The organism is Amycolatopsis sp. NBRC 101858, assembly GCF_030269325.1.
GTDB lineage: Bacteria > Actinomycetota > Actinomycetes > Mycobacteriales > Pseudonocardiaceae > Amycolatopsis > Amycolatopsis ponsaeliensis.
Genome location: NZ_BSTD01000002.1, coordinates 1941983 through 1966610 on the forward strand (window position 1 = coordinate 1941983; position 24628 = coordinate 1966610).

Here is a 24628-nt window from a genome sequence, read left to right on the forward strand (position 1 = left end):
GTTGTGCATGGGATCGGGCGTCGTTTCGGCCTTCAATTCTAGGTATGGAAATCACCTGGTTCACCAGCCCGAATCGCCCGCCGCTAACGCTTCGGCTTCACGTGCTCGACCACGGTCGCGAGGCTCGTTTGGACGTCCTCCAGCCGGTCGGTGATCTCGGCCAGGCGCTGTTCCAGCGCGTCCAGCCGGGACCACAGCTCGTGGCCGTCGTCGGCCGGCTCGCCCGGGTGCGGCGGGGTACGGTTTTGCAGCACGGCCAACAGGTGCTGCGGGTGCCAGCCCAGCGTCGTCGACAGCGCTTCGAGCGTGCGCGCGCTCCGGCGGCGCTCCACTGTGTGGTGCTGGAGCTCGCGCACGATCGCCTGCGACACGTGCGAACGCTCGGCCAGCTCGCGTTGTCGCCAGCCGAGTTCGTTCACGCGCATGTTGATGGCCTTGGCGACTGCCGCCCAGTCCTCCGTCACGTATTCCTCCGCGCTCCGCCTCAGCGCCGAGATTAGCGGTTCTTCAAGCCTTCACCACGTCGCTTAGCGCTTCGTCGGCGGCGCGTCGGACAAACGCGCCCTTCGAAGAGCTGAAATCAACAACATAGTCTTGAAATCATCAGATTGGTCTTTCTCATGAACTCGCAAATCACCTTTCACACCATTCGAGAAGCGGCCTGGCTGCTCGGCGTGTCCCGCGCTGCGGTCAGCCGCGCGATCCGGACGCACGAGCTGCGCGCCACCCGCTGTCGTTCGGGGCTCCGTGTGTCGTCGGCCGAGCTGGCCCGTCTGCTCGGGTCGCGTCAGGCCGGAGGTGCCGCATGAGCGCCGATGACCTGCAGTCGATCGGGATCGCGTGGCGGCTGGATCGGCTGCGCTGGGTTCCGACCCAAGTCCTGACCGACGTCGTGACCAGCGAAGGAGTCTGCATGTGGCCTCCGCCGGACGACGGGCCACCCGACGCTGACAGCGACGGCCAGCTGGCCGAGCGGCTGTGCGGTGGGTGCCCTGTTCGGGACGAGTGCCTCGAGCTGGAGTTGCGGACGGCCGGCCTCGACACCGTCGGCGTCTGGGGCGGGATGACCGACGACGACCAGCGCGCGCTGTACCCACTCTGGTTGCGGCGTGGCGAGCGGACCGATCGGGGTGCGCGATGAACGGACTCACCGTGACGCCCACGCAGATCCTCGCCGGTGTCGGCGTGCTGCTCGTGCTGCTCTGGGTCTGGCGGGCCGGTTCCCGCCGAGCGAAGGCCGCCGCCGAAGCTGCTCGGAGCGGGGCACGGTTCGTGTCACTGGCCGGGCGGGTGCTGTTCAACGCCGGGCTGATCGTCGCTGTTCAGTGGGTCGTGATCGCTCATCCGGGTAGCCCGTGGCTGCTGTTCGCCGTGCTCGGGCTGCCGGCGCTGTTCGCCTCCTATGCCCTGACCCGCGCAATGACGGTGACCACCGTCGACACGTCGAAGCGAGGTGGTCGGCGATGAACCGGGCACAACGGCTCGCGCAGGACGCCGCCGAAGCCGCGGAGGTGCGCGCCTACCAGACCGATCCGGACGTCGTCGCGCTGCGGATCGAGCGCGTGCGGCGGCAGGTCGACTGGATGTGCTGGTCGGGGATCGTGCTCGGGTTGGCCTTCACGATGACCAACGTCCAGGGCTTCGCGTCGGCAGGCACTCAGGCGGGGTCGCTGCCGTGGCTGGCCGCGTGGGTGCTGGACCCGACCGTCTCTCTCGTTCTGCTGGCGATCCTGCGGGCGGAGCAGGTCACCGCGCGATACCAGGTCCAGACCGGCGTGTGGGTGCGACGAGCGAAGTGGTTCACGCTTGCCGCCACCTACGTCATGAACACCTGGACGTCGTTCGCGGCCGGGGAAGCGGCCGCCATCGTGCTGCACTCGGTGCCGCCGCTCGTCGTGTTCGTCGCCGTCGAGGCGATCACCGACCTGCGGGACAAGCTCACCGATGCCGTGCTGGTCGCAGCTGAACGACGCCCCGTTCAGCAGGAGAACGGTGGGCGACGGGTGCTGTTCGCCGATTATCTCGCTATCGCTCGGGAGAGCTGGGCGCCGGACGTCGAGATCACGCCGGCGTGGGTGCGGCGGGCTACCGGCTGCTCGCGGGGCCTGTCGCCCCGGCTGGCGCGGGCGCTGCGGTCGGAGGTGGGCAATGGCTGACTCATTGCCGGTCAAGGCCGATCCCGTGTTCGACGGCGAGTTGATCGACGACACGTTGCCTCAGCCGCGTCGGCGGGAGCCAAAGACGAACCGCTTCGTCCGGTGGTGGCGGCATTCGCCGCGGGTGCCGTTGTGGCTGAAGAGCAAGCCTCAGGCTGTCCAGGCGGGCAAGGATGCCGTCGTTGGGCTGGTGAAGTCGCCATGGCGGTACGTCGGCGCGGTTGTTCGCGGGCTGGTCGTCGGGGTGCGGTGGTGGCGTGGGTGGGTCACCGTCCGGGACTACCGGACGGCGGCCGAGGAGTCGGAGAAGTTGGCCGACAAGTTCACGGAGATTCGGGCGCTCACCCTGTTCCGCTGGAAGGTGACCGGTGCCGTCCTGGTCGTCGCGGCCGTGGGGGTGGCCGTCGTTGACCTGGTGTACGGCACCGATCCTCTGTGGATTGGCGGAGCCGCCGCCTCCGTGGGGCTCGCGGTCCTTGGGCGCAAGAAGGACGGCAGTCCTGGCCGAAAGCCGGCGCTCGCCGGGCCGCGCACCTTGACCTGGACGATGGACCCGCAGGTGCTGGTGGACGCGTTCCGGGACGCGAAGCTGATCGGCAAGGACGAGGCGTTGCGGCTCGTCGAGCGTGCGACGCGTGTCGGCGACGGCTGGGCGGTCACCGTCGACCTTCCGGCTACCCGCAAGGCGGCCGACGTGGTGAAGAACCGGGATGCGCTCGCGTCGGCGCTCGCCGTCGATGAGGTTCAGCTGATCGTCGAACGAGTCCGCGGCAACGGTGGACACGCCGGACGGGTGTCGATGTGGGTGGCTGATGAGGACCCGTACGCGTCGCCGCCGTTGCGGACGCCGCTGCTTGGCGTGGCGCACTGGGATGCGTGGCGGCCGATCCCGTTCGGGCGGGATGCGCGGGACCGGCGGATTGACCTTCCGCTGGTCTGGACGTCCCTGCTGGTCGGGGCCATCCCTCGTCAGGGCAAGACCTTCGCCGCCCGGCTCGCGGCGGCCGGTCTCATCTTGGACGCTTGGGTACGCCTGTACGTAGCGGACTTCAAGGCCGGGAAGGACTGGGACGCGGCCGGCCTGGTGGCGCACCGGTTCATGTCCGGCGACGAACCCGAACACGTTCTGGCGCTTGTGGACTGGCTGATTGAGCTGGTCGGCGAGGTTCAGACGAGGTTCCGGCGGATGCGCGACCTGGACGACCTGACGTGTCCGGAATCGAAGGTCACGCCGGAGATGTCCCGCGATAAGGCGCTGAACATGCCGATCACGGCCATCTTCATCGATGAGGTTCAGGTTCCACTGGAAGACCGGACGCCCGTGGACGTGCAGGGAAAGAAGCTGGCCGCGGGTGAGTACGTCGGCGAGTTGCTGACGTGGCTGGCGAAGAAGGGGCCGGCCGCTGGGATCGTCCTGGTGCTCGCCACTCAGCGGCCGGACTCGAAGACGATCCCGTCGGGGCTGCGGGCGGTGCTTGGGTCGCGGTTCGCGCTGCGGGTGATGGACTGGCGCGACTCGAACATTGTCCTCGGCGAGCAGATGAACACGCGCGGGTTCGACTCCAGTCGGTTGCTTCCCTCGCACAAGGGTGTGGGCATCCTGCGGCCGGACGGCGACACGTCAGCTGGCGCCGATGTGCTGGCCATGACGGTTCGGACGTACTACATGCCGAACGAGGATTGGCGGACTATCTGCGAGCAGGGCCGGACGCTGCGAGAGGCGGCCGGGACGCTCACCGGGCACGCGGCCGGGCAGGACGCCATGCCGGTGCTCGACCATGCAGCCGCGGTCAAGGCAATCGGTGCAGGTCACGCGGCTGAGTCGCCTGGCGAACTACCCGAGGTGCTCGCATCGCTCATTGAGTGCCTGGGAGACGATCTCGGGCCAGACGGCCGAGACTTTGTGCCGACAGCTGAGTTGCTGGACGTCCTGGAGGTCGACTCGCGGACGTTCGCGCAGCAGATGGCCGAGGTGGGATGCCGGCCGACGCGAGACCGCGTGACCGGCGAAGACGGCGAGACACGGCAGGTTCGCGGATACCGGACGGCTGAAATCAGGAGCGCAATCGACCGCGCGAGGGCAGGCGGCGAGTCGACCGGGCAGGAAGGTCGGTCATGAGCGCCACTCACTCCGAGGATCGACCGATCCGGGTTATTCTACCTGCGGGATTGCCAGCGCTGACGCCAGCCGTGGCACGCGGGCTGCTGGCCGTTCTGATCGAGCTTACCGAGGTGCCGGTCCTGGACGGACCGGTAGAGGAGGAACCGTGACGGCTGAAATCAGCAACGATCCGTGGTCGACGCTGGACGACATCCTTGGTCTTGAGGTGGCCGAGCCGGTCGACGACGGGATCGGTGAACTCGCGGCCTACGGCCGGTGCTCGACAGAAGACAACCAGGACCCGGAGACCTCTCGCGGTTGGCAGTTCGGGAACGCTCGGAAGTTCGTCGAGCCGCTGGGCGGCCGGATCGTCGCCGAGTACTTCGACATCGGGCAGTCGCGGTCGGTCCCCTGGGAACGCCGGGACGAGGCCGCGCGACTGCTCGCCGAGTTGAAGAACCCCCGGCGGACGTGGAACGCCGTCGTGGTCGGCGAGGGCACCCGGTGTTGGTTCGGCAATCAGTTCTCGCTCATCGCACCCCGGTTCGCCGCGTACGGCGTCGACCTGTGGGTGCCGGAGCTTGGCGGGAAGTACGACGCGCGGAACCCGTCGCACAAGATGCTCATGAGCGTGCTCGGCGGGATGAGCGAATCGGAACGCCAGCACGTCCAGGCACGTGTCCGCGCGGCGATGGACGCGCAGGTTGTCAACGAAGGGCGACACCAGGGCGGCCGGGCGCCGTATGGGTACGTCGTCGTTGATGGCGGTCCGCACCCGAATCCCCGAAAGGCCGCTGAGGGGTTCCGGCTGCGCGTGCTGGCCATCGATCCCGACGCAGCCGAGGTGGTCCAGCGGATATTCGCCGAGTATATGGAAGGGGTCGGCGATCGAGCGATCGCGAAGGGGCTCAATGAGGACGGAGTGCCCTGCCCTTCGGAACGCCGGCCCGACCAGAACCGGCACCGGCTCGCCGACGGTTGGCAAGGCAGCACCGTCCGATCCATTCTGGAGAATCCGCGGTACACCGGGTACGCGATCTTCGGGCGTTGGACCAAGCAAGAGACGCTGCTGAATCCGGACGACGTCAGCGCGGGGCACGTCGTGCGGTTCAAGCGAGCGGCGCCGGATCGCGTTGTTCGGTCGCGGCGACCTGCGCACCCGGAGATTGTTTCTGTCGAGGCGTTTACGCAGGCGCAGTTGATGCGCAGGTCCCGCGCGGCCGGCGGATTGCCCGGGATTGCCAAGCTCGAACGGAATCGGGCAGCCACCAAGCACACTTACCTGTTGAAGGGGCTGGTGCGCTGCGAGATCTGCACCCGGAAGATGCAAGGTGCGGCGATCAGGAAGGGCGTCTACTACCGGTGTATCGCACGGACGATGACGCCAGGATCGGCGGCGCTGGCCGATCACCCGAAGACGGTGAACCTTCGAGAGGACGTCGTAGTGCGGCCAATCAACGAGTGGCTGTGCCAGGTCTTCGACCCGGACAACCGCGACGACACGGTACGGCTGCTGACCGGGTCGCAGGACGGCCGGGTGGACGGCCGTCGAGCCAACGCGGAGAAGCGGCTGAAGGGCGCCGAGGAGAAGCTACGGCGGCACCTTGCAGCCATCGAGGCCGGCGTAGACCCAGTCAACTTCGTCGAGCCGATGAAACGCGCACAGGCCGAGCGGCAGGCGGCGATGGAGGAGCTGAAGCACCTGCCGGACACGCAGGCGGTCGACGTGGCGGAGGTGTACGCCATGCTCGACCAACTCGGCGACGTCGCCAGGCACCTGAACTCGCGGGCCCCGGAGAGGATCACGCAGGTCTACCGCGACCTGGGCCTACAGGTGGTCTACGACAACAAAAAAGAGGCAGTCACTGTGACTGCCTCTCCCCGTGTGGGTAACGTGTGTGTCCGAGGGGGGACTTGAACCCCCACGCCCGTTAAGGGCACTAGCACCTCAAGCTAGCGCGTCTGCCATTCCGCCACTCGGACCTGCTGAAGAAAGAGTATACGGCTCCTCCTCGCCCTCCTTCAGGGGGGTCTGGATCCGCTCCTGAAGCGCCTCTGGCATCATCGGCGAGTTTCGGATCGGCTGCATCGATTCAGCCCTGTGTCCTCGGGCGAACATGCGGACCGGCTCCTGGTAGCTGTAGCGCTCCGGGCCGGATGGGTCCAGTAAGTGTGCGTCCGCCAGGGACTCCAGCAGGATCGTTGTCTCCGCGCGGCCCAGGTCCAGGACCTCGGATGCCGTTGCCGTCGAGAACGTCGGGAAGGCCGACAACAACGCGAATGCCCGGGTCTGCCCGGGGGTCAGCTCCGCCAGCGCCGACTCGTACGGCTTCTCGATCGCCTGGCACTCCGGGGGCCTTGCCGGTGATCCCGGCGCCGGGCGGCCCACTCGCTTCAACGCCTCCGCCATCGTCCACGCCGGGCGGGACGCCAAGCGGGCGGCGATTGCCTGGAGCACCTGGGGTAGGCCCGCTGTGCGGGATGCCATCGTCCGCGTCTCGGGAAGCTCGCGGCCGACTCGCTCGGGGCCCAGGAGCCGGGTGAGCAGCGCCATCGAGTCCGGGAGGTCCAGGCCGTCCAGTTTTGTCCAGTGGGCCTGGGCCAGGTCGTACCTGCGCTGGCGGGCCGTGATCATCACTGCCGGGCCTCCCGCGCCGGGGAGCAGGGGGCGGAGGTCGTCCGCTGGGCGCGCGTTGTCCAGGATCACCAGCAGACGGCGGCCCGTCGTGCGGGTTCGCCACAGCGCCGCTCGCTCGCTGACCGACTGCGGGAGGTCCGTCACGCCGATGCCGCGCAACAGCTCCGACAGCGGGTCCGCCGACTCGGCCATGTCCAGGAACAGGCGGCCGTCCGGGAAGTTCGGGGTCAGGGTGTGGCCGATGTGGACCGCCAACGCCGTCTTGCCGATCGCCGCCAGGCCCTCGATGCCGATCACCGATGCCCTGGTCAGCGCTTCGGAGAGCGCCGCGGTCTCCGGAACCCGGCCGACGAACTCCGGGAGGTCCGGGGGCAGCTGCGACGGGCGGGACAGCGGCGCCAGCGAAGGGTCCGCCGCGAGGATCCGGCGCTGCATCTCCTGCAGCTCAGGACCGGGATAAAGGCCCAGTTCGGACTCGAGCAGGCGCTGCGTCCGGGCGTAGACGTCCAGAGCCTCGGCCTGGCGGCCCGAGCGGTACAACGCCAGCATCTGCAGCTCGCGGGGCCGCTCGCGCAACGGCTGCTCCGCGATCAAGCCGGAAAGTGCCGCCACCGCTTCGACGTGCCGCCCTGCCTCGATGTCGGCCGCCGCCAGGTCCTCGCGGGCCGTCCGGTGCAGCTCGGCGAGCCGGACGCGGGCGGCCTCCGCGTAGTCGCCGTTCACCCCGGCCAAAGGCGTGCCGTGCCACAGGAGAAGCGCCGCGCGCAGGGATTCGGCCGTGGCCGACGACAGCAGGCGCTGGAACTCCGTGACGTCCAGGGCGGCCGGCCGGATCGCGTAACCGCCGCCGGTGGACTCGATCGGCACCCCCGCGTGCCGCAGGCGTGACACGTACGAGCGCACCATGCCGACCGCCGCCCTCGGCTCGGCGCCGCCCCACAACGCCGAGACCAGCTGGGACGGCGACAGCGGCGTGCCCTCCTGCAGGAGCAGCACCGCGAGCGCCGCCCGTTGCTGCGGCGGGCCCAGCTCGATCTCGGCGTCGCCGCGCCACGCCCGGACCGGGCCCAGGACTTCGAACCGCATCGCATCGGTCACGCAGAGCGCAACCTGCCGCCGCGGAGCGGTATTCCGTCACAGCCCCCGGAAGGCCTCCCGGTGCCCGGCGAGCCAGGTGGCGAAGTCCTGCAGCCGCGGGTTCAGCTCCCGGACCGCCTCCGGGTCGCGCGCGCCGGCGAACACGTCTTCGTGCTCCGCGTAGTAGAAGAACATGTTCGAGAGGTCGTCGGCGCCGGGGAAGCCCGACGACCGCAGCGCCTCGACGCTCATCGGCCGGTACGCGACGTCGGTGCCGAGCTCCTTGGCGAACGCCGCCGCGTACTCCTCGCCGGTCAGGTTCTCACCGGAGATGCTGATCCGCTCCCCCGCCGCCGACGGGCCCTGCGCGAAGACGCCGAACGCCGTCCGGCCGATGTCCTCCGCCGCGATGCCCGGCAGCCGCGCGTCGCCCATCGGCAGGTGCAGGGCGAGGACGCCGTCGTCGTCGCGGACCGGGCGGAAGAAGTCGACGAACGCCTCGAAGTAGAACGTCGTGGAGAGGAACGTCGTCGGCACGCCCGCCTCGACGAAGAACTTCTCCGCCTCGGCCTTGCTGTCGAAGTGCGGGACCTTGTACCGCTCGTGGAGCGTCGGCACGCGGTCGTCGCGCAGGTGCAGGCGCGTGTCCGGCAGGGTCGACCAGATCACGTGCCGCAGCCCCGCGGTCTTCGCGGCCGCCGCCATCGCGCGGGCCTGCTGCTGCTCGCGTTCGACGGAGTTGTACTCCCAGAACGCGGTGACCAGGTAGGCGCCGTACGCGCCTTCGAGGGCCTTCGTGAGGCTCGCTTCGTCGTCGAGGTCCGCGGCGACGACTTCGGCGCCCCGGGCGGCCAGCGCCTGCGCGGCCGCGGAGTCCGGGTTGCGCGTGAGCGCGCGCAGGGCGAACCGCCGCTCCGGGTCGTCGAGGATCGCGCGGGCCAGCCCGCCGCCCTGCTGGCCGGTCGCGCCGACGACGGCGATGATCTTCTGGTCGGACATCGGAACCTCCTGGGACCGGGCCGGGTGTTCCGGCCACCGGTCCAGGTAAGCGCGGCGCTGTGCACAGCGCGTGCACGCCGCGTGCACGCGGTTTACAAGACCACCCCGGGATTCCTAGGATTCGCCGGTCGGGCCGCAGAACTGGAGGATCCGGATGGCGCGCGCCGGTCGGCGGCAGGACGACGAGATCTCGGTCGCCGAGCTGCTCCGCGAGACCGGGGCGACGCCGCGGTCGCTCGGCGGCCCGCCCGAGGCCACGCCCGCCCGCGACGAGGACACCGGCGACGGCTACCGGGAACGCCTCGAGCAGCGGGCCCGGGAGGCGGCCGCGGCCCAGCAGCGGGCGGGACGGCGGATCCGGTGGGTTTCCGCGGTCGGCGGCGCCGTCGTGGTGCTCGGCAGCCTCGTGCTCATCGCGGTCACGTCCGAAAGCTCCCCGGGGCGGCAGGCGGCGCTCACCCCGGACTCGCTCGCGCCGGCGACGACTCCGCGGTCGACCACGCCGGTCCCGGTGAAACCGAACCCCACGCCGATCCCGACCGTGCTGCGGCAGACGGAGTCCTCGGCCCCGCCGCCGCGGAGCCAGGCGCCGCCCGCCGAGGTCGAGACCGCTCCGTGCGTCGTGCGTTTTTCCGTGACGGACCAGTGGAACGACGGCTTCACCGCGGGCGTCGCCATCACCAACAAGGGCAGCGAAACGCTCTCGCCGTGGACGCTCTCCTGGACGTTCACCGCCGGCCAGCGGGTCACCCACGGCTGGGACGGGAAGTACAGCCAGAGCGGCAGCCGGGTCACGGTGACCGCCGAGTCCTACAACGCCACCCTCGCGCCGGGCGCCACCGTGAGCACCGGCTTGAACGGCGCCTTCGACCACGGCAACCCGCCGCCCACGGCGTTCACGCTCAACGGCGCCCGCTGCGACGCGGGCTGACGATCTTCACGTCGGCCAGCTCCAGCAGGCCGTCGAGCTCGACGCGCGCGCGGGTGCGCCGCGGATCGGGCACCAGGCCTTCGGCGCGGACGACGTCGAGCAAGCGGGACGCCAGCGGCAGCACCAGGTGCCGGCCCCAGCAGCGCTCGCTGACGTGCCCGAACGGCAGGTAGCCCGGGTGACGGTCGGCGTCGAGCTCGGCCCAGCGCCGCGGCCGGAACTCGTCCGGCGCCTCCCAGAGCTTCGGCGAGCGGTGGCTCAGCAGCGGCAGCAGCAGGACGTCGTCGCCGGGCGTGATGCGGGCGTCCACGTCGGCGAACTCCGGCGAGCGCACACGCAGGATGTTCCACGACGGCGGCAGCAGCCGCAGCGCCTCGTTGATGACGTACTCGTTGGGGACGTCGTCGTCGAACGGCGCGCCGAGCCACACCGCGTTGGTCACCAGCGCGGCGACCGTGAAGCAGATCGGCCCGGCGACCCGGCGGTAGAGGTACATCCGGAACCGCCGCTCGGCCAGCGTTTCGGCGGCCACGACCTGGCGCGCGAGGGTGGACAGCGGCACTTCGGGAGCGGGCGGGCGGACCAGCGCCGCGCCGGCGGTGACGGCCGACCACGTCAGCTTGGGCGTCAGCTCCAGGCGCCGGTCGACGAGCACGCGGAACCGTCGCAGCTCCGGCCCGAAGACGAAGCGGCGCAGGTGGTCGTGCGGCACGGCCGGCCACGCGCCGGTGAGGTCGGGGCGGTCGGCGGGCCGCTTCAGCGCCGCTCGCACGTCCGCGCCCAGTGCCTGCATGAGGCTCGCGGACTCGGCGCGGGTGACGGCGCGGCCCAGCACCGGCTTGAACGTCGGCCGTTCCTCGGCGTTGGCCGGGCGGGCGCGCAGGACGGCGTCCATCAGCTCCGGGTCCGCGATCCCGACGGTGTCTCGTTCGAGCCGGAAGAGCCCGCCGTCGCGGTGGTCGCGCAGCAGGGCTTCCAGGCGGGGCGCGAAGACGACCTCGCGGTGGGCGGGGGCGATGACCACGTTCGGGACTCCTCGACGGGAACGGGCCGGCCCCGGGGGGTGTCCGGGACCGGCCGCGACGATCAGATCCAGCCGTACCAGGCGTAAGCCTTCAGGCTCTTCTTGGGAAGCGCTTTCTTGACCAGGCGGACGAGCTTCACCGGATTCCTCCCTAGCTCGGTTGTCAGGACCGTGATCGAGACTAGGCAAAGCGGGATCGGTTCAGCACGAAGCACTACACGTTCGGCCCAGATCTTTCGGCGTGAAATGGGCGCGATGAAAAATGCGTGTTAAATCAGCTGAGCACTTCGCGCATGAATGTCACAAGCCACTGCTGTGCCGGGCTGCGCGCGTGCGTGTGGCGCGTGTACACCGACACCTGCGCCGGCTCGACGTCCAGCGGCAGCTCGAACAGCCGGACGCGGTGCTGCGCCGCGAACATCTCCGCCACCAGGCGCGGGACCATCGCCACCAGTTCGCCGTCCTGGACCAGGTACGGCAGGGCAGCGAACCGGGTCACCTCCAGGACCACCCGGTCGAGCAGCCCGCACGCCTCGAGCGCGCGGCGCGGGCCGTCGTGGCCGGTCGGGCCGAACACCGTCACGTGGCGCTCCGCCGCCAGCTGCTCGAACCCGACCGACGAGCCCAGGCGCGGGTGGTCGAGCGACACCATCCCCAAGTAGCCCTCGGAGAACAGCGGGACCCGTGCGACGCGCTGCGAGCTGATCAGCGGCGACGCGATGAACGCGTCGATCTCGCCGCGGCCGAGCTGGTCGGCCGCGCGGTCGACGTCCAGCGGCCGGACCGTGAGCGTCACGCCGGGCGCCCGCGCGGGCAGCGCCGCCATCAGGCGCGGCAGCAGCGAGATCTCCCCCAGGTCCGACAGGCAGAGCGTGAACGCCGCCCGGGCGGTCGCCGGCGAGAACGACCACGCGCCGCTGACCGCCGTCTCGATGCCGGACAGTGCGCTGTGCAGGGGTTCGTAGAGCGCGCGGGCGGTCGTCGTCGGCACCAGGCCGCCGCCCGTGCGGCGGAACAGCTCGTCGGAGAACCGGCGCCGCAGCTTCTGCAGGCTGTAGCTGATCGTCGGCTGCGTGACGTGCAGGGATTCCGCCGTGGCGGTCACGCTGCGAGTCTCGTAGAGCAGCACGAACGTGCGCACCAGGTTGAGGTCGAAATCCCGCATCATCGATCCTCTCTATGAACGACCTGGCCAACATCTATTGGAACACGACCAGGCAGCTTCCCTAGGGTCTGGTCCACCCCGTCCGAGGAGGACCCGCGCATGCCCACCGTCCGCCGGATCGCCCACGAGTTCCTGCACCGCCGAGGCCTGACCACGATCTTCGGCAACCCCGGCTCGAACGAGCTGCCGTTCCTCGCCGAGCTGCCGGACGGCTTCCGGTACGTCCTCGGCCTGCACGAAGGCGCCGTCGTCGGGATGGCCGACGGCTACGCCCAGGCGACCGGCCGGCCGGTGCTGGTCAACCTGCACGCCGCCGCCGGCTCGGGCAACGCGATGGGCGCGCTGACCAACGCCGTCTACTCGCGCTCTCCCCTGGTGCTCACCGCCGGCCAGCAGGTGCGGGCGGCCATCGGCCTGGAGGCGATGCTCGCCAACGTCGACGCCACGCAGCTGATGCGCCCCCTGGCCGCCTGGTCCGGCGAGCCGAGCTGCGCCGAAGACGTCCCGCGCTCGCTCGCGCAGGCGGTGTTCGAAGCCGAGCTGCACCGGCGCCCGAGCTACCTCTCGGTGCCCTACGACGACTGGGCCGCCGAGCTGGACGCGAACGCCGCCGTGACCCTGGACCGGACCGTGCAGAGAGGCTTGGCCCCGAGCGAGGCTCAGCTCGACGAGCTCGCCGCCGTCGTCGCCGCGGCGAAGAACCCCGCGCTCGTCCTGGGCGGGGACCTCGACGCCACCGGCCTGTTCGACCGCGCCGTCGCGCTCGCCGAGCACCTCGGCCTGCCGACGTGGGTGGCGCCGTCGCCGCACCGGCTGCCCTTCCCCAACCGGCACCCGCTCTTCCGCGGCGTGCTCCCGGCCGGCATCGCGCCGGTCTCGGACGCGCTGACCGGGCACGACCTCGTGCTCGTCCTCGGCGCGCCGGTGTTCCGCTACCACCAGTACCTGCCCGGTGCGTACCTGCCGGAAGGCACGCGGCTGATCCAGGTGACCGACGACGTCGGCGCCGCGGCTCGCGCGCCGATGGGCGAGGCGCTGGTCGCCGACGCCGCGCCGGTGATCGAGGCGCTGCTGGCCAAGGTGCCCGGCCGGACGTCGAGCGGTGACCACGTCGAGAACCCGGAGCCCCGGACCGGCGAGAACGCGTTGCACCCGGAGCAGGTCTTCGCGGCGCTGCGGGAAACACAGGCCGCGGACACCCGGTACGTCGTCGAATCGACCTCGACGAGCTCGGCCTGGTGGCGGCAGATGGACCTGCGTCGCGCGGGTTCCTACTTCTTCCCCGCGGCCGGCGGCCTCGGGTTCGGCCTGCCCGCCGCGGTCGGCGTCGCCATGGGCAGCCCGGACCGCCCGGTCGTCGGCGTCATCGGCGACGGCTCGGCGAACTACGGCATCACGGCGCTGTGGACCGCGGCGCACTACCGCGTCCCGGTCACCTTCGTGATCCTGCGCAACGGCGTCTACGGCGCGCTGCAGTGGTTCGCCGAGGTGCTCAGGACGCCGGACGTGCCGGGCACCGAGATCCCCGGCCTGGACTTCACCGCCATCGCCGCCGGTTACGGCGTTCCCGCAACCGCGGTCACCGACCTCGACCACCTCTACACCGAGCTCAAGACGATCCCGGACGGCCCGCGGCTGATCCAGGTCGACACCGAACCGACTTCCCCGGAGTGATCATGACCCTGCTCGACGAAGACTTCGTCCGCGGTACCGGCGGGACCCACCCGGTCGTCGAACCGGCCACCGGGGAAACCCTGGGCGGCGTGGGCATCGCGACGACGGCCGACGTCGCGGAGGCGGCCGCGATCGCGGCCGCCGTGCAGCGTGACTGGGCCCGGCGCAAGCCCGCCGAACGCGCCGCGGTGCTGCGCCGCGCCGGCGAACTGTGGGAGGCGCACGCGGCCGAAGTACAGGACTGGATCGTCCGCGAAGCCGGTTCGACGCGGCCCAAGGCCGGGATCGAGACGGAGATGGCGGCCGGGATCTGCTTCGAGGCCGCGGCCCTGCCCACCCATCCGCGCGGTGAAGTGCTGAGCACCAGCGAACCGCGCTGGTCGCTGGCCCGGCGCGTCCCGGCCGGGGTGGTTTCGGTGATCTCGCCGTTCAACTTCCCGCTGATCCTGGCCATCCGCTCGGTCGCGCCCGCGCTCGCGCTCGGCAACGCCGTGCTGCTCAAGCCGGACCTGCGCACCGCGGTGTCCGGCGGGGTCAGCATCGTGCGTGTCTTCGAGGAGGCCGGACTCCCCGAAGGCCTGCTGCACCTGCTGCCCGGGGACGCCGCCGTCGGCGCCGCGGTGGTCGACGCGCCCGAGGTGTCGGTCGTGTCGTTCACCGGTTCGACGGCCGCCGGGCGCAAGGTCGGCGAGGCCGCCGCGCGGGCGCTCAAGCGCGTGCACCTGGAGCTGGGCGGGAACAACGCGCTCGTCGTGCTGCCGGGCGCCGACGTCGCCAAGGCCGCGTCCGCCGGCGCGTTCGGCTCGTTCCTGCACCAGGGCCAGATCTGCATGACGACCGGCCGCCACCTCGTCCACGAGTCCCAAGTGGACGAATACGTCGAGGCACTGGCGGAGAAGGCGCGCCGGCTGCCGGTGGGTAATCCGGCCGCCGGCGACGTCGCGCTCGGCCCGATCATCGACGACCGGCAGCTCGCGCACGTCACCGACGTCGTCGACCGCAGTGTCGCGGCGGGTGCTCGCGTGCTGGCCGGCGGCAAACCCGACGCGCCGTACTACCCGCCGACCGTCCTTTTCGGACTGTCCGAGGAGAACCCGGCCTGGCGCGAGGAGATCTTCGGTCCGGTCGCGCCGGTGCGCGCCTACCGCGACCTCGACGAGGCCGCGCGGATCGTCAACGACTCCGAGTACGGCCTGTCGGTCGGCATCCTCGGCGACGTCGGCACCGCGATGACGCTGGCCGACGAGGTCCGCTCGGGCAAGGTGCACATCAACGAGCAGACCGTCGGCGACGAGCCCACCGCGCCGTTCGGCGGCGTCGGCGACTCCGGCAACGGCTCCCGCTTCGGCGGCGCCCAGGCCAACATCGAAGCCTTCACCGAGACCCAATGGCTGACCGTCCGCGCGGAGATCGCGGGCTACCCCTTCTGAGGAAACGATGACAACGACGTCTTCCCGTCCCGTGTGGACGGCGGTCCTCTGCTGGCTGACCGTCCTGCTCGAGGGCTACGACCTGGTCGCGCTCGGCGCCACCATCCCCACCCTGCTGAAGAGCGGCTACCTCGGCTTCACCGCGGCCGGCGCGACCGCGGTCGCCACCGTGTCGCTGGTGGGCGTGGCGGTCGGCGCGGCGTTCCTCGGCCCGCTCACCGACCGCTTCGGCCGCCGCGGCATGCTCATCGGCTCGGTGCTGCTGTTCTCGTTGTTCACCCTGCTGACGCCGCTGGCGCCGGACGTGGCGACGTTCGGGATCTTCCGGTTCGTCGCCGGACTCGGCCTCGGTGCGTGCATGCCGGTGGCGCTGACGGTGATGTCGGAGAACCTCCCGGCGCGGCGGCGGGCCAGCGCGAGCACGTTCACCATGACGGGGTATCACGTCGGCGCGGTGCTGACGTCGATCCTCGCGCTGTCCGCCAAGGACGACTGGCACGTGCTGTTCTACGGCGGCGGGATCGTCGGCCTGCTGGCCGTGCCGCTGATGTGGTGGAAGCTGCCGGAGTCGGCCGCCTACCTCGCGTCCAAGGAGGACTCGGCGGCCGAGCGCGTCGGCCTGCGCGACCTGCTCGGCGCGCGGTTCCGGCGGATCAGCATCGCCGTGTGGACGGGTTCGTTCATGGGGCTGCTGCTGGTGTACGGGCTCAACACCTGGCTGCCGCAGCTGATGCGCACGGCCGGCTACCCGATTTCGACGTCGATCACGCTGCTGCTGGTGCTCAACATCGGCGCGGTGCTCGGGCTGGTGCTGGCCGGCACGATCGCCGACCGGTTCGGCATCCGCCCGATCGCCCGGATCTGGTTCGGCGCGGGCGCGGTGCTGCTCGCCGCGCTGAGCCTGCGCATCGGCAACGCGGTCGTGCTCAACGCGGTCGTGCTGCTGACCGGCGTGTTCGTGTTCTCCGCGCAGGTGCTGATCTACGGGTACGTGGCGCAGGCGTTCCCGGCGCAGGCCCGCGGCACGGCCCTCGGGCTGACGTCGGCAGTCGGGCGGCTCGGGTCGATTCTCGGGCCGTTCGTGACGGGCGCGCTGGTCACGGCCGGGGTCGCGTACCCGTGGGGGTTCTACTTCTTCGCCGTCGTGGCCGCGTTGGGGCTGGTCGCGGTGCTGATGCTGCGGAGTGAGGCGCACGCGGAGCCGGCGACGGTGTAGTCAGGCCGTTTCCTCGGGGCGCCGGCGCATGGTGGGCTCGGGGTCCTCGGTGCGGCGGTCGGAGTCTTTCAGCACTTCGCGGGCCTGGGCCTCGGGGTCGGCGCTTTCGGCGGCTTGTTCTTCCGGCAGGAGCTCGGCGCGGGTTTCGGTGCGGTCGGGGATCTTGTCGTCCATGCCGGGGTGGTACCCGCTGCTGTCCGGGCTCAGACACCCGGGCGGCTGACGCGCCTGCACGGGAGAGTGGCGGGGCCCGGGTTGCGCGCCGGGGGATGGCGAGACCGGCACGGTCGGCAGGCAACGGCCACCCGAGCGGCGCCGACCTCGTCGGCGAACGTCGTCGGCCTCATCGGCGAGCGGTGTCGACCTCGTCGGCAAGCGGCGCCGACCTCATCGGCGAGCGGTGTCGACCTCGTCGGCAAGCGGCGCCGACCTCGCGAGCGTCGTCGACCTCGTCCGCGAGCCTCGTCGCCGAACCGGAGTCTCAGTCCTTGGTGCGCCGGTTGCCCGCTGCGTCGCGGCGGAGGCGGTCCGTCTCGTCCGAGATCTCCCCCAGCTGCTCCGCCAGCCCCGCGTGATCGTCGGTCAGGTGGGGCTGAGCCGCGGCCAGCGGCGGCAACAGCGTCGCCGGGTCGTCGTCGCCCAGGGCGGCCCCCAGGCGGTCCGCGCTCTCCTGGGCCGCCGGGCCGAGGCCGTCCAGTGCGCTCACCCGGCCGGCCAGCTGGCGCAGGATCACCGAGTTGCGGCGCGCCCAGTCGGCGACCGCCCGGTCGCCCGCCCGGCGGTCGCGCTCCGCGTCGACCCGGGCCTCGCCCGTCGTCTCCCCCGAGTTCGACGGCTGCAGCCGCAGGTAGCGGCGTTCCGCGGCCTGGCGGCTCGCCACGCCCAGCGCCGGTGCCAGCGCCACCCAGCTGGCACCGGCCGCGCGCGCGGCGGTGATCAGCTCCGGCTCCCATCCGGCGAGCTCCTCGCGCAGCAAGCGCAGGCCGGCCAGCGCGGACAGCAGCCGGTCCTGGTCCGCCGAGCCGGTGCGGGCGGCCGTGACCGCCTCGTGGATCCGGCGCAGCGCGTCGGCGGGATCACTTGCGTCCATCCGTCATCCTTTCGACGACCTGATTCTTGTCATCGTTCTGATGACATGCTAGAACAAGAACGCGTGGTAACGCCAGAGCCGTCGAGATGACGTCGAGGAGAATCGCGTGAGCACCGAGAGACCCATGACGGATGAGCGCGGGCCCGTGACCGCACTGCTCGAGGAACTCCTGGCGCGGATCGCCGCCGACGTGCCGGGCACCGTCGGCGCGGCGGTTTCCGTGCACCACAACGGACATCCGCTGCACTTGGCCGCCGCCCACGGGCTCGCGGCCACCTTCGTCCCGGCCCAGCTGGACGGGCTCGGCGGCCCGGTCCCGACCGCCGGCCGGACGGGCGAGGCGGTCGTCACCGCCGACGTCTTCGCCGACGAACGCTGGCCGTCGCTCACCCTGAGCGGCCTGATCGAACGCCACCCCGAGCTGGCGGCGGACTGGTCCCGCGTCCGCGGCGCCGCGGCGCTGCCCGCCCCCTGGGACGTCGAGGACAGCCTGGTGCTGTCGGTGACGCTCGACCGGCCCGCCACCGACGAGACGCTGACGGTGTTGCGGCGCAACGAAAGGCTCACCGCGATGGCGCTGGTCGTCGCCGAAGCGGCCCGGCCGGACCGGGCCGAGCAGATGCTCGACCTCCTGCAGTCGCGGGCGGCGCTGGAGGAGGAGAAGGGCATCGTCATCGCCCTGCGCCGCTGCGACCCCGACGAGGCCTGGGAGACGCTCAGGCGGGCGAGCCAGCAGTTCAACGTCAAGGTGCGCGAGCTCGCCGTGGCGCTGGTGGAGCTGCTGGCCGGCGCCCCGGCACCGCAGCCCGGCGGCGATCGCACGATCCGTCCGGGTCCCGCCGCCCGGGCCGCCGCCGAGCAGGTGCTGCGGGCGTTCGAGGGCGACGCCGAGCTGACCGGCGTGTAACGCTCCGGGCGCCGCGGGCGACCTGCGTGCACCGGGATCGCCGATCCCGGACGGCCCGAGGAGGCCCGATGCCGGACGCCGGCCCCTGGCCCGAGATCCACCGGGAGCGCGTCGCGCTGGCCGACGATCTCGCGGACGTGCACACCTGGTCGACGCCGTCCCTGTGTCGCGAGTGGACAGTCCACGAAGTACTCGGCCACGTCGTCTCGACCGCGACGCTGAACCCGGTCACGTTCTTCGCGCGGCTGGCCGGCTCCGGGTTCCGGTTCACCACGATGACGACGAGGAACATCGCCCGCGAGACCGCCGACGGCCCCGCGGCGACGCTCGCCCGGCTGCGCGCGCACGCGAACGACACCACCGGGCCACCGGGGCCGGCGGATTCGTGGCTCGGCGAGGTCGTGGTGCACGGCACGGACATCCGGTGGCCGCTCGGGCTCGACCGCGCGTTCCCGGCCGCGACGCTGATCCGGGTGGCCGGGTTCTACCGCCGGTCCAACCTGCTGATCGGCGCGAAGAACCGGGCCGCGGGGCTCACGCTCCGGGCGAGCGACGCGGAGTGGTCGGCCGGGAGCGGGCCGGAGGTGGCGGGGCCGTTGCTCGCGTTGGTGATGGCGATGACCGGCCGCGAGGCGGCGCTGGAGCGGCTGTCCGGCGCCGGGGTGGAGCAGCTCGCGGCCCGGTGCCGGACGGCTTGAGTTCGGCCGCGGGCTTGCGCCGGCCGGCCACGCACCCTTCGGCCACCGGCCTGGAACCGGCCGCCCCGGCCAGGTCGCCGCGCGCTCCCGCTGCCGACCTGGAGCTGCCCGCCCCCACCGCCGGGCAACCTGAGTCCGTACTCGATCGCGCCGACCGGTCAGCTCAGGCCGGGTCGATGCGGAACACCGCAATACGCTCCGCCGCCGCGGCCGCACCTTCCGGGGTTGCCTCCTCCGCGAGCCCCGTCGTCACCAGCCGCTTTCCCACGCTGGCCGGACTGCTCGCCACCAGCTCGCGCAGGAGCGGGCGCCGCTCCTCCACCGGGACCTCCGTCAGCCGAGCCGCCTTCGTGCGACGGCCGCGCGTCAGCGTCACCGATTCCGCCGCGCGGGCGTTCGCCACCCAGGCCGCCTTCGGGTAGGCCTGGAAGATGTAGCGGTCCCCGTCGATCGGGATCACCGCGATCGGGAACGTCCGGGGCACCCCCGTGCGGCGTCCCGGGACCGTGAGCAGCTGCATCGGGCCGAACGCGACACCCAGGCGCTGGAGCCCCACGACGATCTTGTTCCCGGCGTTGACCATCCGCCGGTAGTTCTGCGCTGTTGTCATGCCACGACCGTACACGAGATCATATGAGTTTCATATGATCTGTGGCTCGTACTCAGTGGCGTTCCGGGCCGGGCTCCGACGCCGGCGGCAGCGGGTCCGGCACGGGCGTGCCGGGTTCCGGGGCCGGCCACCCCGGATCCGGGCTCGGCGAGGCCGGGTCCCGGCCGGGCAGCGACGGATCCGGGCCCGGCAGGGACGGGTCCGGCGCGACGGGATCGGGCGGGATCGGCTCGGGCGGGGCCGGCGGTGCGGTCAGGCGAACTGCGGTCGGCATCGGTTTTCCCTCCGCCTTCGCGCCGCCCGCGACTCGGACGACGATCACCGGTGGTTACCACCGCCCTGCGAGACGGAAACACGGCGGCGGGATGCGGAGCTCCCGGCGCGGCCGGCCTCGACGGTTGACCCTGACACCGTGTCAGCCGTTATTCCGGACCCATGACGTTCTTCCGCACCGCCACCGAGGTGGCCGCCGACCTCCGCCGGGGCACGCTCTCGGCCCGTGAGCTGACCGAACAGATCTTCGCCCGCATCGACGCCTCCGACGTCAACGCCGTGGTCGCGACCCGCCGCGAGTTCGCGCTCGAAGCCGCCTCGAAAGCGGACGCGACGACCGGCGGTCCGCTGCACGGCGTCCCGATGACGATCAAGGACGCCTTCGCCGTCGCCGGGATGGCCACGACCTGGGGCGAGCCGGCTTTCGCGGACAGCGTCGCCGACGAGGACGCCGTGGTCGTCGAACGCTTGCAGGCGGCCGGCGCGATCGTCGTCGGCAAGTCGAACGTCCACCACCTGCTCGCCGACTTCGGCCGGACCGAGAACCCGGTCTACGGGCGGACGGTGAACCCGCGCGACCGCTCCCGGACACCGGGCGGTTCGAGTGGCGGCGCGGCGGCCGCGCTCGCGGCCGGACTGTCCTTTTTGGAGTACGGCTCCGACCTGGCCGGCTCGATCCGGATCCCGGCGGCGTACTGCGGCGTCTACGGCCTCAAGCCGACGCCGGGAACCGTCCCGCTGCGCGGTTTCCAGCCACCCGGGCCGCCCGCCGATCCGGTGCGGGAGTTCCCTTCGACCGTCGGTCCCCTGGCCCGCTCGGCCGCCGACCTTCGGCTCGCGCTGAACGTCACCGCCGGGCCGGGAACGCCTCCACGGCGATCGCGGCTCGCGGACTTCCGCGTCGGCGTCGTCCTCGACGATCCGGGCTGCCCGGTCACCGACGAGGTCGGCAAGGTCCTGTCGGACGCCGTCGACGCGCTCGCCCGGGCCGGTGTGCGGATGACCGAAGGCTGGCCGGACGGCGTCGATCCGGTCGTCCAAGCGGAGGCGTTCGGCTTCCAGGTCGAGTGGTTCTTCGCCGCGATGGAGGGCCGCGAACCGGACGGCGCGGCCGAGCAGGAGCGGCAGCGGGCGGCGCTGGGGGCGGCGTGGGCCCGGTACTTCGCGGACGTCGACGTCTTCCTCTGCCCGACCGTGTTCACGACGGCGTTCCCGCACGACGACCGGCACCGCTACGACGACCAGGTGTTCTGGGTCGCGCAGGCGTCGCTGCCCGGACTGCCTGCGGTGAGCGCGCCGATCGGCGGCACGCTGCCGGCCGGGCTGCAGGTGCTCGGGCCCGCGCGCGAAGACGACACCGCGATCACGTTCGCGGAGCTCGCCGCGGACGTCCTCGGCGGGTTCGTCCCGCCTGCGGAATGATCGGGCCGTGTTCTCGATCGGCGACTTCGCGCGCCACGGCCGGGTGTCGGTCCGGATGCTGCGCCACTACGACGCGCTCGGGCTGCTGCGGCCGGCGCGCGTCGACGCCGCGACCGGTTACCGCAGCTACACCGCGAGCCAGCTGGCGCGCCTCAACCGGATCGTCGCGCTGAAGGACCTCGGGTTCACCCTCGAGCAGGTGGCGACGCTGCTGGCCGAAGACGTCTCGGCCGAGCGGGTGCGCGGCATGCTCACCCTGCGCCGGGCGGAGCTGGAAGCCGCGCTGGCGGAAGGCGCGGCGCGGCTCGCGCAGGTCGAGGCCCGGCTGCGGACGATCGAGGAAGAAGGGCACGCACCCGACGTCGTCGTGAAGGAACTGCCGGCGATGCGGGTGGTGGAGCTGACGGGCGTGGCGGCGGGGTTCGCGCCGGAGGCGATCGGCCCGGTCGTGCGCCCGCTGTGCGCGGAGCTGGGCCGCCGCCTCCCCGCGGCGGACGTCACCCCGGCCGGGCGGCTGACCTGCTACTACGAGCAGCGCGCGGAGGACGAGGTCGTCGTGCACGCGGCGGTTCCGGCGTCGGTCGGCCCGGGCGACCTCAACGGCTTGGCGGTGGCGGACCTCGCCCCGGTCCGCGCGGCGACGCTCGTCCACCGCGGCGCGATCGACGGCGTGCTGCCGAGCTGGCAGGCGGTGGTCCGGTGGATCGACGACCACGGGTTCACCTCGGCCGGGTCGCAGCGGGAGCTGTACCTGGACTGCCCGGAGGATCCGGCGGGCTGGGTGACGGAACTGCAGGAGCCGATCGGCTGAGAGAATCCCCCGATGACGACGCCCGCCCAGCCCCGTGCCTTCCTCGCCTACGTCCGGGACACCGAGCAGCACTGCGCCGAGGTCCGGGAGTTCGCGGCCCTGCTGCGGGAAGGCGGGATCGACGTCGAACTCGACCAGGGCACCGGCCAAGACCGGTATGCCTGGGCGCTGAAGAACATCGGCGAAGCCGACTTCGTGCTCGTGGTGGCTTCGGAAGGCCATCGGCGGGCGGGCGAGGGAACCGAAGCTTCGGCGCTGCGCGACCTGCTCGAGGACGATCGGCGGGACTGGACCGGGAAGCTGCTCCCCGTGATCCTGCCCGGCCGGAAGATCGGCGACCTCCCCGCGTTCCTGCGGGGGCACCACGCCGACCACTTCCTGGTCTCCGCTCTGACGGTGGACGGAGTCGACCACCTGCTCCGCCACCTGACCCGGCGGTCCTGGGCGGTTTCCTGGCGATCCGAGCTGCTCCCGCAGGACTACCGGCCGCCGAGCCCGCTCGTCGAGGTGCATCTCGTTCCCGCCGGCCCTGCGGCCCGCTACGGCGTGCCCGAGCTCGCGCGGGCGTGTGAGGAACTGGCGACGCTGGGAACGTCCGAGGGGCTCTTCTCGCAGTCCTTGAGCGCCGGATCGTCAGCGGACGCGGCGTGGGCGTTTTCGCCCGACGAGCAAGGCGGGGAATGCGGGCTCGCCGTGGTGCGCGATGGCCAGCGGACGTGCTGGTTTCCGTTGCCCGGCGCGGTCTTCGACTGGGAAGACCTGGCACGGCAGGTCTCGGCCCGGCTGCGCACCCTGCTGGCCATCGGCCTTCCGACGCCCGGCCGTCTCGCTCCCGGGATCGGGTTGGATCCGGTCACCGCGACGACCGGGATCGCCGAGCCGTCGACTCACCACAAGACCTTCAGCCTGACCAGTCCCGGGCGCATCAGGATCGGCCCCGAGGAATCCTTCGCGCCCGAAGAACTGGATCGCGCGGCCGGCGAAATCGCCGAAGAGCTCGTCGCGCGGCTCGAGGCCCCGCTGGAGCGTTGAACTACTGCGTCCGCGGGTGGTGGGCGTGCTCGGCCGGGAGGTCGCGGTCCAGGTGGTCCGCGTGGTGCAGCGCCTGGGCCAGCAGGCCGCGCACGTGGTTGTCGGCCGCCGAGTAGTAGACGAACGTCCCTTCGCGGCGGCCCTTCACCAGACCGGCCAGCCTGAGCTTCGCCAGGTGCTGGCTCACCGCCGTCGGGGCCGCGCCCGCCAGCTCCGCCAGGCACGCCACCGACGACTCGCCTTGCAGCAGCGCCCACAGCACCTTGATGCGGGTCGGGTCGGCGAGCAGGCGGAACGACTCCGCGGCCAGGTGGACCTGCTCGTCGGTGGGCATGTCGAACTCCGGCGACGACGCGTGCATGCCGCGAACCTTACTACTTGCGTATCTGCGTGCATGCGCAGATAGACTCACCGCATGGGACACGGACACGGGCACAGCCACGACAGCGCCGGGCGTGTCGACCACGCCCTCGAAACCAGCCGGCGCGGCCTGCGCACGCTGACGTGGTCGTTCGCCGCGCTGCTCGTGACCGCCGTCGCGCAGCTGGTGCTCGTGCTCGTCACCGGCTCGGTCGCGCTGCTCGGCGACACGATCCACAACTTCGCCGACGCGCTCACCGCCGTCCCGCTCGGCATCGCGTTCGTGCTGGGCCGGCGCGCGGCGACGCGCCGCTACACCTACGGCCTCGGCCGCGCGGAAGACCTGGCCGGTGTGGTCGTGGTGCTGGTCGTCGCCGCTTCCGCGGTGCTCGTCGGGTACGAGTCGGTCCTGCGGCTGCTGGATCCGCGGCCGGTCGGCCACCCGTGGATCGTCGCGGCCGCGGGCGTGATCGGCTTCGCCGGCAACGAGCTCGTCGCGCGGTACCGGATCAAGGTCGGCCGGGAGATCGGCTCGGCCGCGCTGGTCGCCGACGGGGTGCACGCCCGGACCGACGGCTTCACGTCGCTGGCCGTCGTCGCGGGCGCGGCCGGGGTGCTTTTCGGCTTCCCCGCGGCGGACCCGATCGTCGGGCTCGGCATCACGGTCGCGATCGTGTTCGTGCTGCGCGACGCGGCGAAGGAGGTGTTCCGTCGGCTGCTGGACGCCGTCGACCCGGCGTCGGTGGAGCTGGCCGAGCGGACGGCCCTGGACGTCGAGGGCGTGCTCGGCGCGCGTGACCTGCGGATGCGCTGGGTCGGGCACCAGCTGCGGGCCGAGCTGGCGGTGACCGTCGCGGCGGACCTGACGGTCGGCGAAGCCCACGCGCTCGCGCACACCGTGGAGCACCGGCTGGTGCACACGATCCCGCGATTGGCCGCCGTGGTGGTCCACACCGAACCGGAGGTGGGCGCGGAACGGGCGCACGAGGCAGTCGGCCACCACCACTGAAGGGC

27 protein-coding genes and 1 tRNA gene are annotated in these 24628 nt (G+C 71.8%); 16 read left to right on the forward strand and 12 right to left on the reverse strand.

Translation table 11 applies throughout. The features are described from left to right. Positions 1-83: 83 nt before the first annotated feature. Entirely contained in the window at positions 84-464 is a 381-nt protein-coding gene (locus tag QSK39_RS21975; protein WP_285479642.1) for a helix-turn-helix domain-containing protein, read from the reverse strand. Between the two features lie 156 nt (positions 465-620). On the opposite strand from QSK39_RS21975, the gene QSK39_RS21980 reads away from it, so the two are divergent. The 6 genes from QSK39_RS21980 (at position 621) to QSK39_RS22005 (ending at position 6175) form a co-directional block, all read left to right on the forward strand. Beyond that, on the forward strand, positions 621-809 hold the full coding sequence (locus tag QSK39_RS21980; protein WP_285479643.1) for a helix-turn-helix domain-containing protein: 189 nt from the start codon (positions 621-623) through the stop codon (positions 807-809). Then, positions 806-1141, forward strand: a complete 336-nt coding sequence (locus QSK39_RS21985) for a WhiB family transcriptional regulator (RefSeq protein WP_285479644.1) — start codon at positions 806-808, stop codon at positions 1139-1141. Before QSK39_RS21980 ends, QSK39_RS21985 begins: the two co-directional genes overlap by 4 nt. Then, complete coding sequence (locus QSK39_RS21990) at positions 1138-1467, forward strand: hypothetical protein (protein WP_285479645.1); 330 nt, start codon at positions 1138-1140, stop codon at positions 1465-1467. Before QSK39_RS21985 ends, QSK39_RS21990 begins: the two co-directional genes overlap by 4 nt. Further along, entirely contained in the window at positions 1464-2156 is a 693-nt protein-coding gene (locus QSK39_RS21995) for a hypothetical protein (protein WP_285479646.1), read from the forward strand. The genes QSK39_RS21990 and QSK39_RS21995 overlap by 4 nt, the downstream gene beginning before the upstream one ends. Continuing rightward, positions 2149-4275, forward strand: coding sequence for an FtsK/SpoIIIE domain-containing protein (locus tag QSK39_RS22000; protein WP_285479647.1), 2127 nt, complete (start codon positions 2149-2151; stop codon positions 4273-4275). Before QSK39_RS21995 ends, QSK39_RS22000 begins: the two co-directional genes overlap by 8 nt. 148 nt (positions 4276-4423) lie before the next feature. Further along, positions 4424-6175: a recombinase family protein gene (locus QSK39_RS22005; RefSeq protein ID WP_285479648.1), complete on the forward strand. Its 1752-nt coding sequence runs from the start codon at positions 4424-4426 to the stop codon at positions 6173-6175. Here QSK39_RS22005 and QSK39_RS22010 read toward each other — a convergent pair. The 3 genes from QSK39_RS22010 to QSK39_RS22020 all read right to left on the reverse strand — a co-directional run bounded on the left by QSK39_RS22010 (position 6157) and on the right by QSK39_RS22020 (position 8971). Next, positions 6157-6240 (reverse strand) — tRNA-Leu (locus QSK39_RS22010). The two genes, QSK39_RS22005 and QSK39_RS22010, sit on opposite strands and share 19 nt — an antisense overlap. Continuing rightward, complete coding sequence (locus QSK39_RS22015) at positions 6206-7993, reverse strand: AfsR/SARP family transcriptional regulator (RefSeq protein WP_285479649.1); 1788 nt, start codon at positions 7991-7993, stop codon at positions 6206-6208. Before QSK39_RS22015 ends, QSK39_RS22010 begins: the two co-directional genes overlap by 35 nt. 36 nt (positions 7994-8029) lie before the next feature. Continuing rightward, positions 8030-8971 carry an NmrA/HSCARG family protein gene (locus tag QSK39_RS22020; protein ID WP_285479650.1) on the reverse strand — a complete coding sequence of 314 codons (942 nt, stop codon included), beginning with the start codon at positions 8969-8971 and terminating at the stop codon, positions 8030-8032. A gap of 154 nt (positions 8972-9125) precedes the next feature. On the opposite strand from QSK39_RS22020, the gene QSK39_RS22025 reads away from it, so the two are divergent. Next, positions 9126-9902, forward strand: coding sequence for a cellulose-binding domain-containing protein (locus QSK39_RS22025; protein WP_285479651.1), 777 nt, complete (start codon positions 9126-9128; stop codon positions 9900-9902). Here the strand turns inward: QSK39_RS22025 and QSK39_RS22030 are convergent. From QSK39_RS22030 to QSK39_RS22035, 3 genes are all read right to left on the reverse strand, one after another. Then, entirely contained in the window at positions 9874-10926 is a 1053-nt protein-coding gene (locus QSK39_RS22030) for a cytochrome P450 (RefSeq protein ID WP_285479652.1), read from the reverse strand. The genes QSK39_RS22025 and QSK39_RS22030 overlap by 29 nt on opposite strands. Positions 10927-10988: 62 nt before the next feature. Then, positions 10989-11141, reverse strand: coding sequence for a tryptorubin family RiPP precursor (locus QSK39_RS53065; protein ID WP_353051066.1), 153 nt, complete (start codon positions 11139-11141; stop codon positions 10989-10991). Positions 11142-11200: 59 nt separating this feature from the next. Then, positions 11201-12091 carry a LysR family transcriptional regulator gene (locus QSK39_RS22035; protein ID WP_285479653.1) on the reverse strand — a complete coding sequence of 297 codons (891 nt, stop codon included), beginning with the start codon at positions 12089-12091 and terminating at the stop codon, positions 11201-11203. 99 nt (positions 12092-12190) lie between these two features. Here QSK39_RS22035 and mdlC point away from each other — a divergent pair, with 99 nt between their 5' ends. From mdlC to QSK39_RS22050, 3 genes are read left to right on the forward strand one after another with little or no spacing between them, the layout of a single operon-like run. Continuing rightward, on the forward strand, positions 12191-13765 hold the full coding sequence (gene mdlC / locus QSK39_RS22040; protein WP_285479654.1) for a benzoylformate decarboxylase: 1575 nt from the start codon (positions 12191-12193) through the stop codon (positions 13763-13765). Positions 13766-13767: 2 nt separating this feature from the next. Beyond that, entirely contained in the window at positions 13768-15195 is a 1428-nt protein-coding gene (locus QSK39_RS22045; RefSeq protein WP_285479655.1) for a benzaldehyde dehydrogenase, read from the forward strand. A gap of 7 nt (positions 15196-15202) precedes the next feature. After that, a complete protein-coding gene (locus tag QSK39_RS22050) occupies positions 15203-16411 on the forward strand; it encodes an MFS transporter (RefSeq protein ID WP_285479656.1) in 1209 nt (402 codons plus the stop codon). Here QSK39_RS22050 and QSK39_RS22055 read toward each other — a convergent pair whose 3' ends face one another. Beyond that, positions 16412-16585, reverse strand: a complete 174-nt coding sequence (locus QSK39_RS22055; RefSeq protein ID WP_285479657.1) for a hypothetical protein — start codon at positions 16583-16585, stop codon at positions 16412-16414. 307 nt (positions 16586-16892) lie between these two features. Beyond that, positions 16893-17501 carry an HSP18 transcriptional regulator gene (locus QSK39_RS22060; protein WP_285479658.1) on the reverse strand — a complete coding sequence of 203 codons (609 nt, stop codon included), beginning with the start codon at positions 17499-17501 and terminating at the stop codon, positions 16893-16895. A gap of 106 nt (positions 17502-17607) precedes the next feature. On the opposite strand from QSK39_RS22060, the gene QSK39_RS22065 reads away from it, so the two are divergent. Then, positions 17608-18408 (forward strand): ANTAR domain-containing protein, encoded by an 801-nt coding sequence (locus QSK39_RS22065; protein WP_285479659.1) that lies wholly within the window; start codon positions 17608-17610, stop codon positions 18406-18408. 68 nt (positions 18409-18476) lie between these two features. Beyond that, positions 18477-19106 (forward strand): maleylpyruvate isomerase family mycothiol-dependent enzyme, encoded by a 630-nt coding sequence (locus tag QSK39_RS22070; protein WP_285479660.1) that lies wholly within the window; start codon positions 18477-18479, stop codon positions 19104-19106. A gap of 163 nt (positions 19107-19269) precedes the next feature. Here QSK39_RS22070 and QSK39_RS22075 read toward each other — a convergent pair whose 3' ends face one another. Continuing rightward, on the reverse strand, positions 19270-19716 hold the full coding sequence (locus tag QSK39_RS22075; protein ID WP_285479661.1) for a nitroreductase/quinone reductase family protein: 447 nt from the start codon (positions 19714-19716) through the stop codon (positions 19270-19272). A 52-nt stretch (positions 19717-19768) separates the two neighbouring features. Continuing rightward, positions 19769-19990: a hypothetical protein gene (locus tag QSK39_RS22080; RefSeq protein WP_285479662.1), complete on the reverse strand. Its 222-nt coding sequence runs from the start codon at positions 19988-19990 to the stop codon at positions 19769-19771. Between the two features lie 161 nt (positions 19991-20151). On the opposite strand from QSK39_RS22080, the gene QSK39_RS22085 reads away from it, so the two are divergent. The 3 genes from QSK39_RS22085 to QSK39_RS22095 are packed head-to-tail and all read left to right on the forward strand — an operon-like array spanning position 20152 to position 23254. Continuing rightward, a complete protein-coding gene (locus QSK39_RS22085) occupies positions 20152-21411 on the forward strand; it encodes an amidase family protein (protein ID WP_285479663.1) in 1260 nt (419 codons plus the stop codon). Positions 21412-21418: 7 nt separating this feature from the next. Beyond that, complete coding sequence (locus QSK39_RS22090; protein ID WP_285479664.1) at positions 21419-22222, forward strand: MerR family transcriptional regulator; 804 nt, start codon at positions 21419-21421, stop codon at positions 22220-22222. 12 nt (positions 22223-22234) lie between these two features. Beyond that, positions 22235-23254: an SEFIR domain-containing protein gene (locus QSK39_RS22095; protein ID WP_285479665.1), complete on the forward strand. Its 1020-nt coding sequence runs from the start codon at positions 22235-22237 to the stop codon at positions 23252-23254. Between the two features lies 1 nt (position 23255). On the opposite strand, the gene QSK39_RS22100 is transcribed toward QSK39_RS22095, so the two are convergent. Next, positions 23256-23615, reverse strand: a complete 360-nt coding sequence (locus tag QSK39_RS22100; RefSeq protein WP_284742718.1) for an ArsR/SmtB family transcription factor — start codon at positions 23613-23615, stop codon at positions 23256-23258. A 54-nt stretch (positions 23616-23669) separates the two neighbouring features. Here QSK39_RS22100 and QSK39_RS22105 point away from each other — a divergent pair, with 54 nt between their 5' ends. Then, on the forward strand, positions 23670-24623 hold the full coding sequence (locus QSK39_RS22105; RefSeq protein WP_285479666.1) for a cation diffusion facilitator family transporter: 954 nt from the start codon (positions 23670-23672) through the stop codon (positions 24621-24623). The last annotated feature ends 5 nt before the right edge of the window (positions 24624-24628 follow it).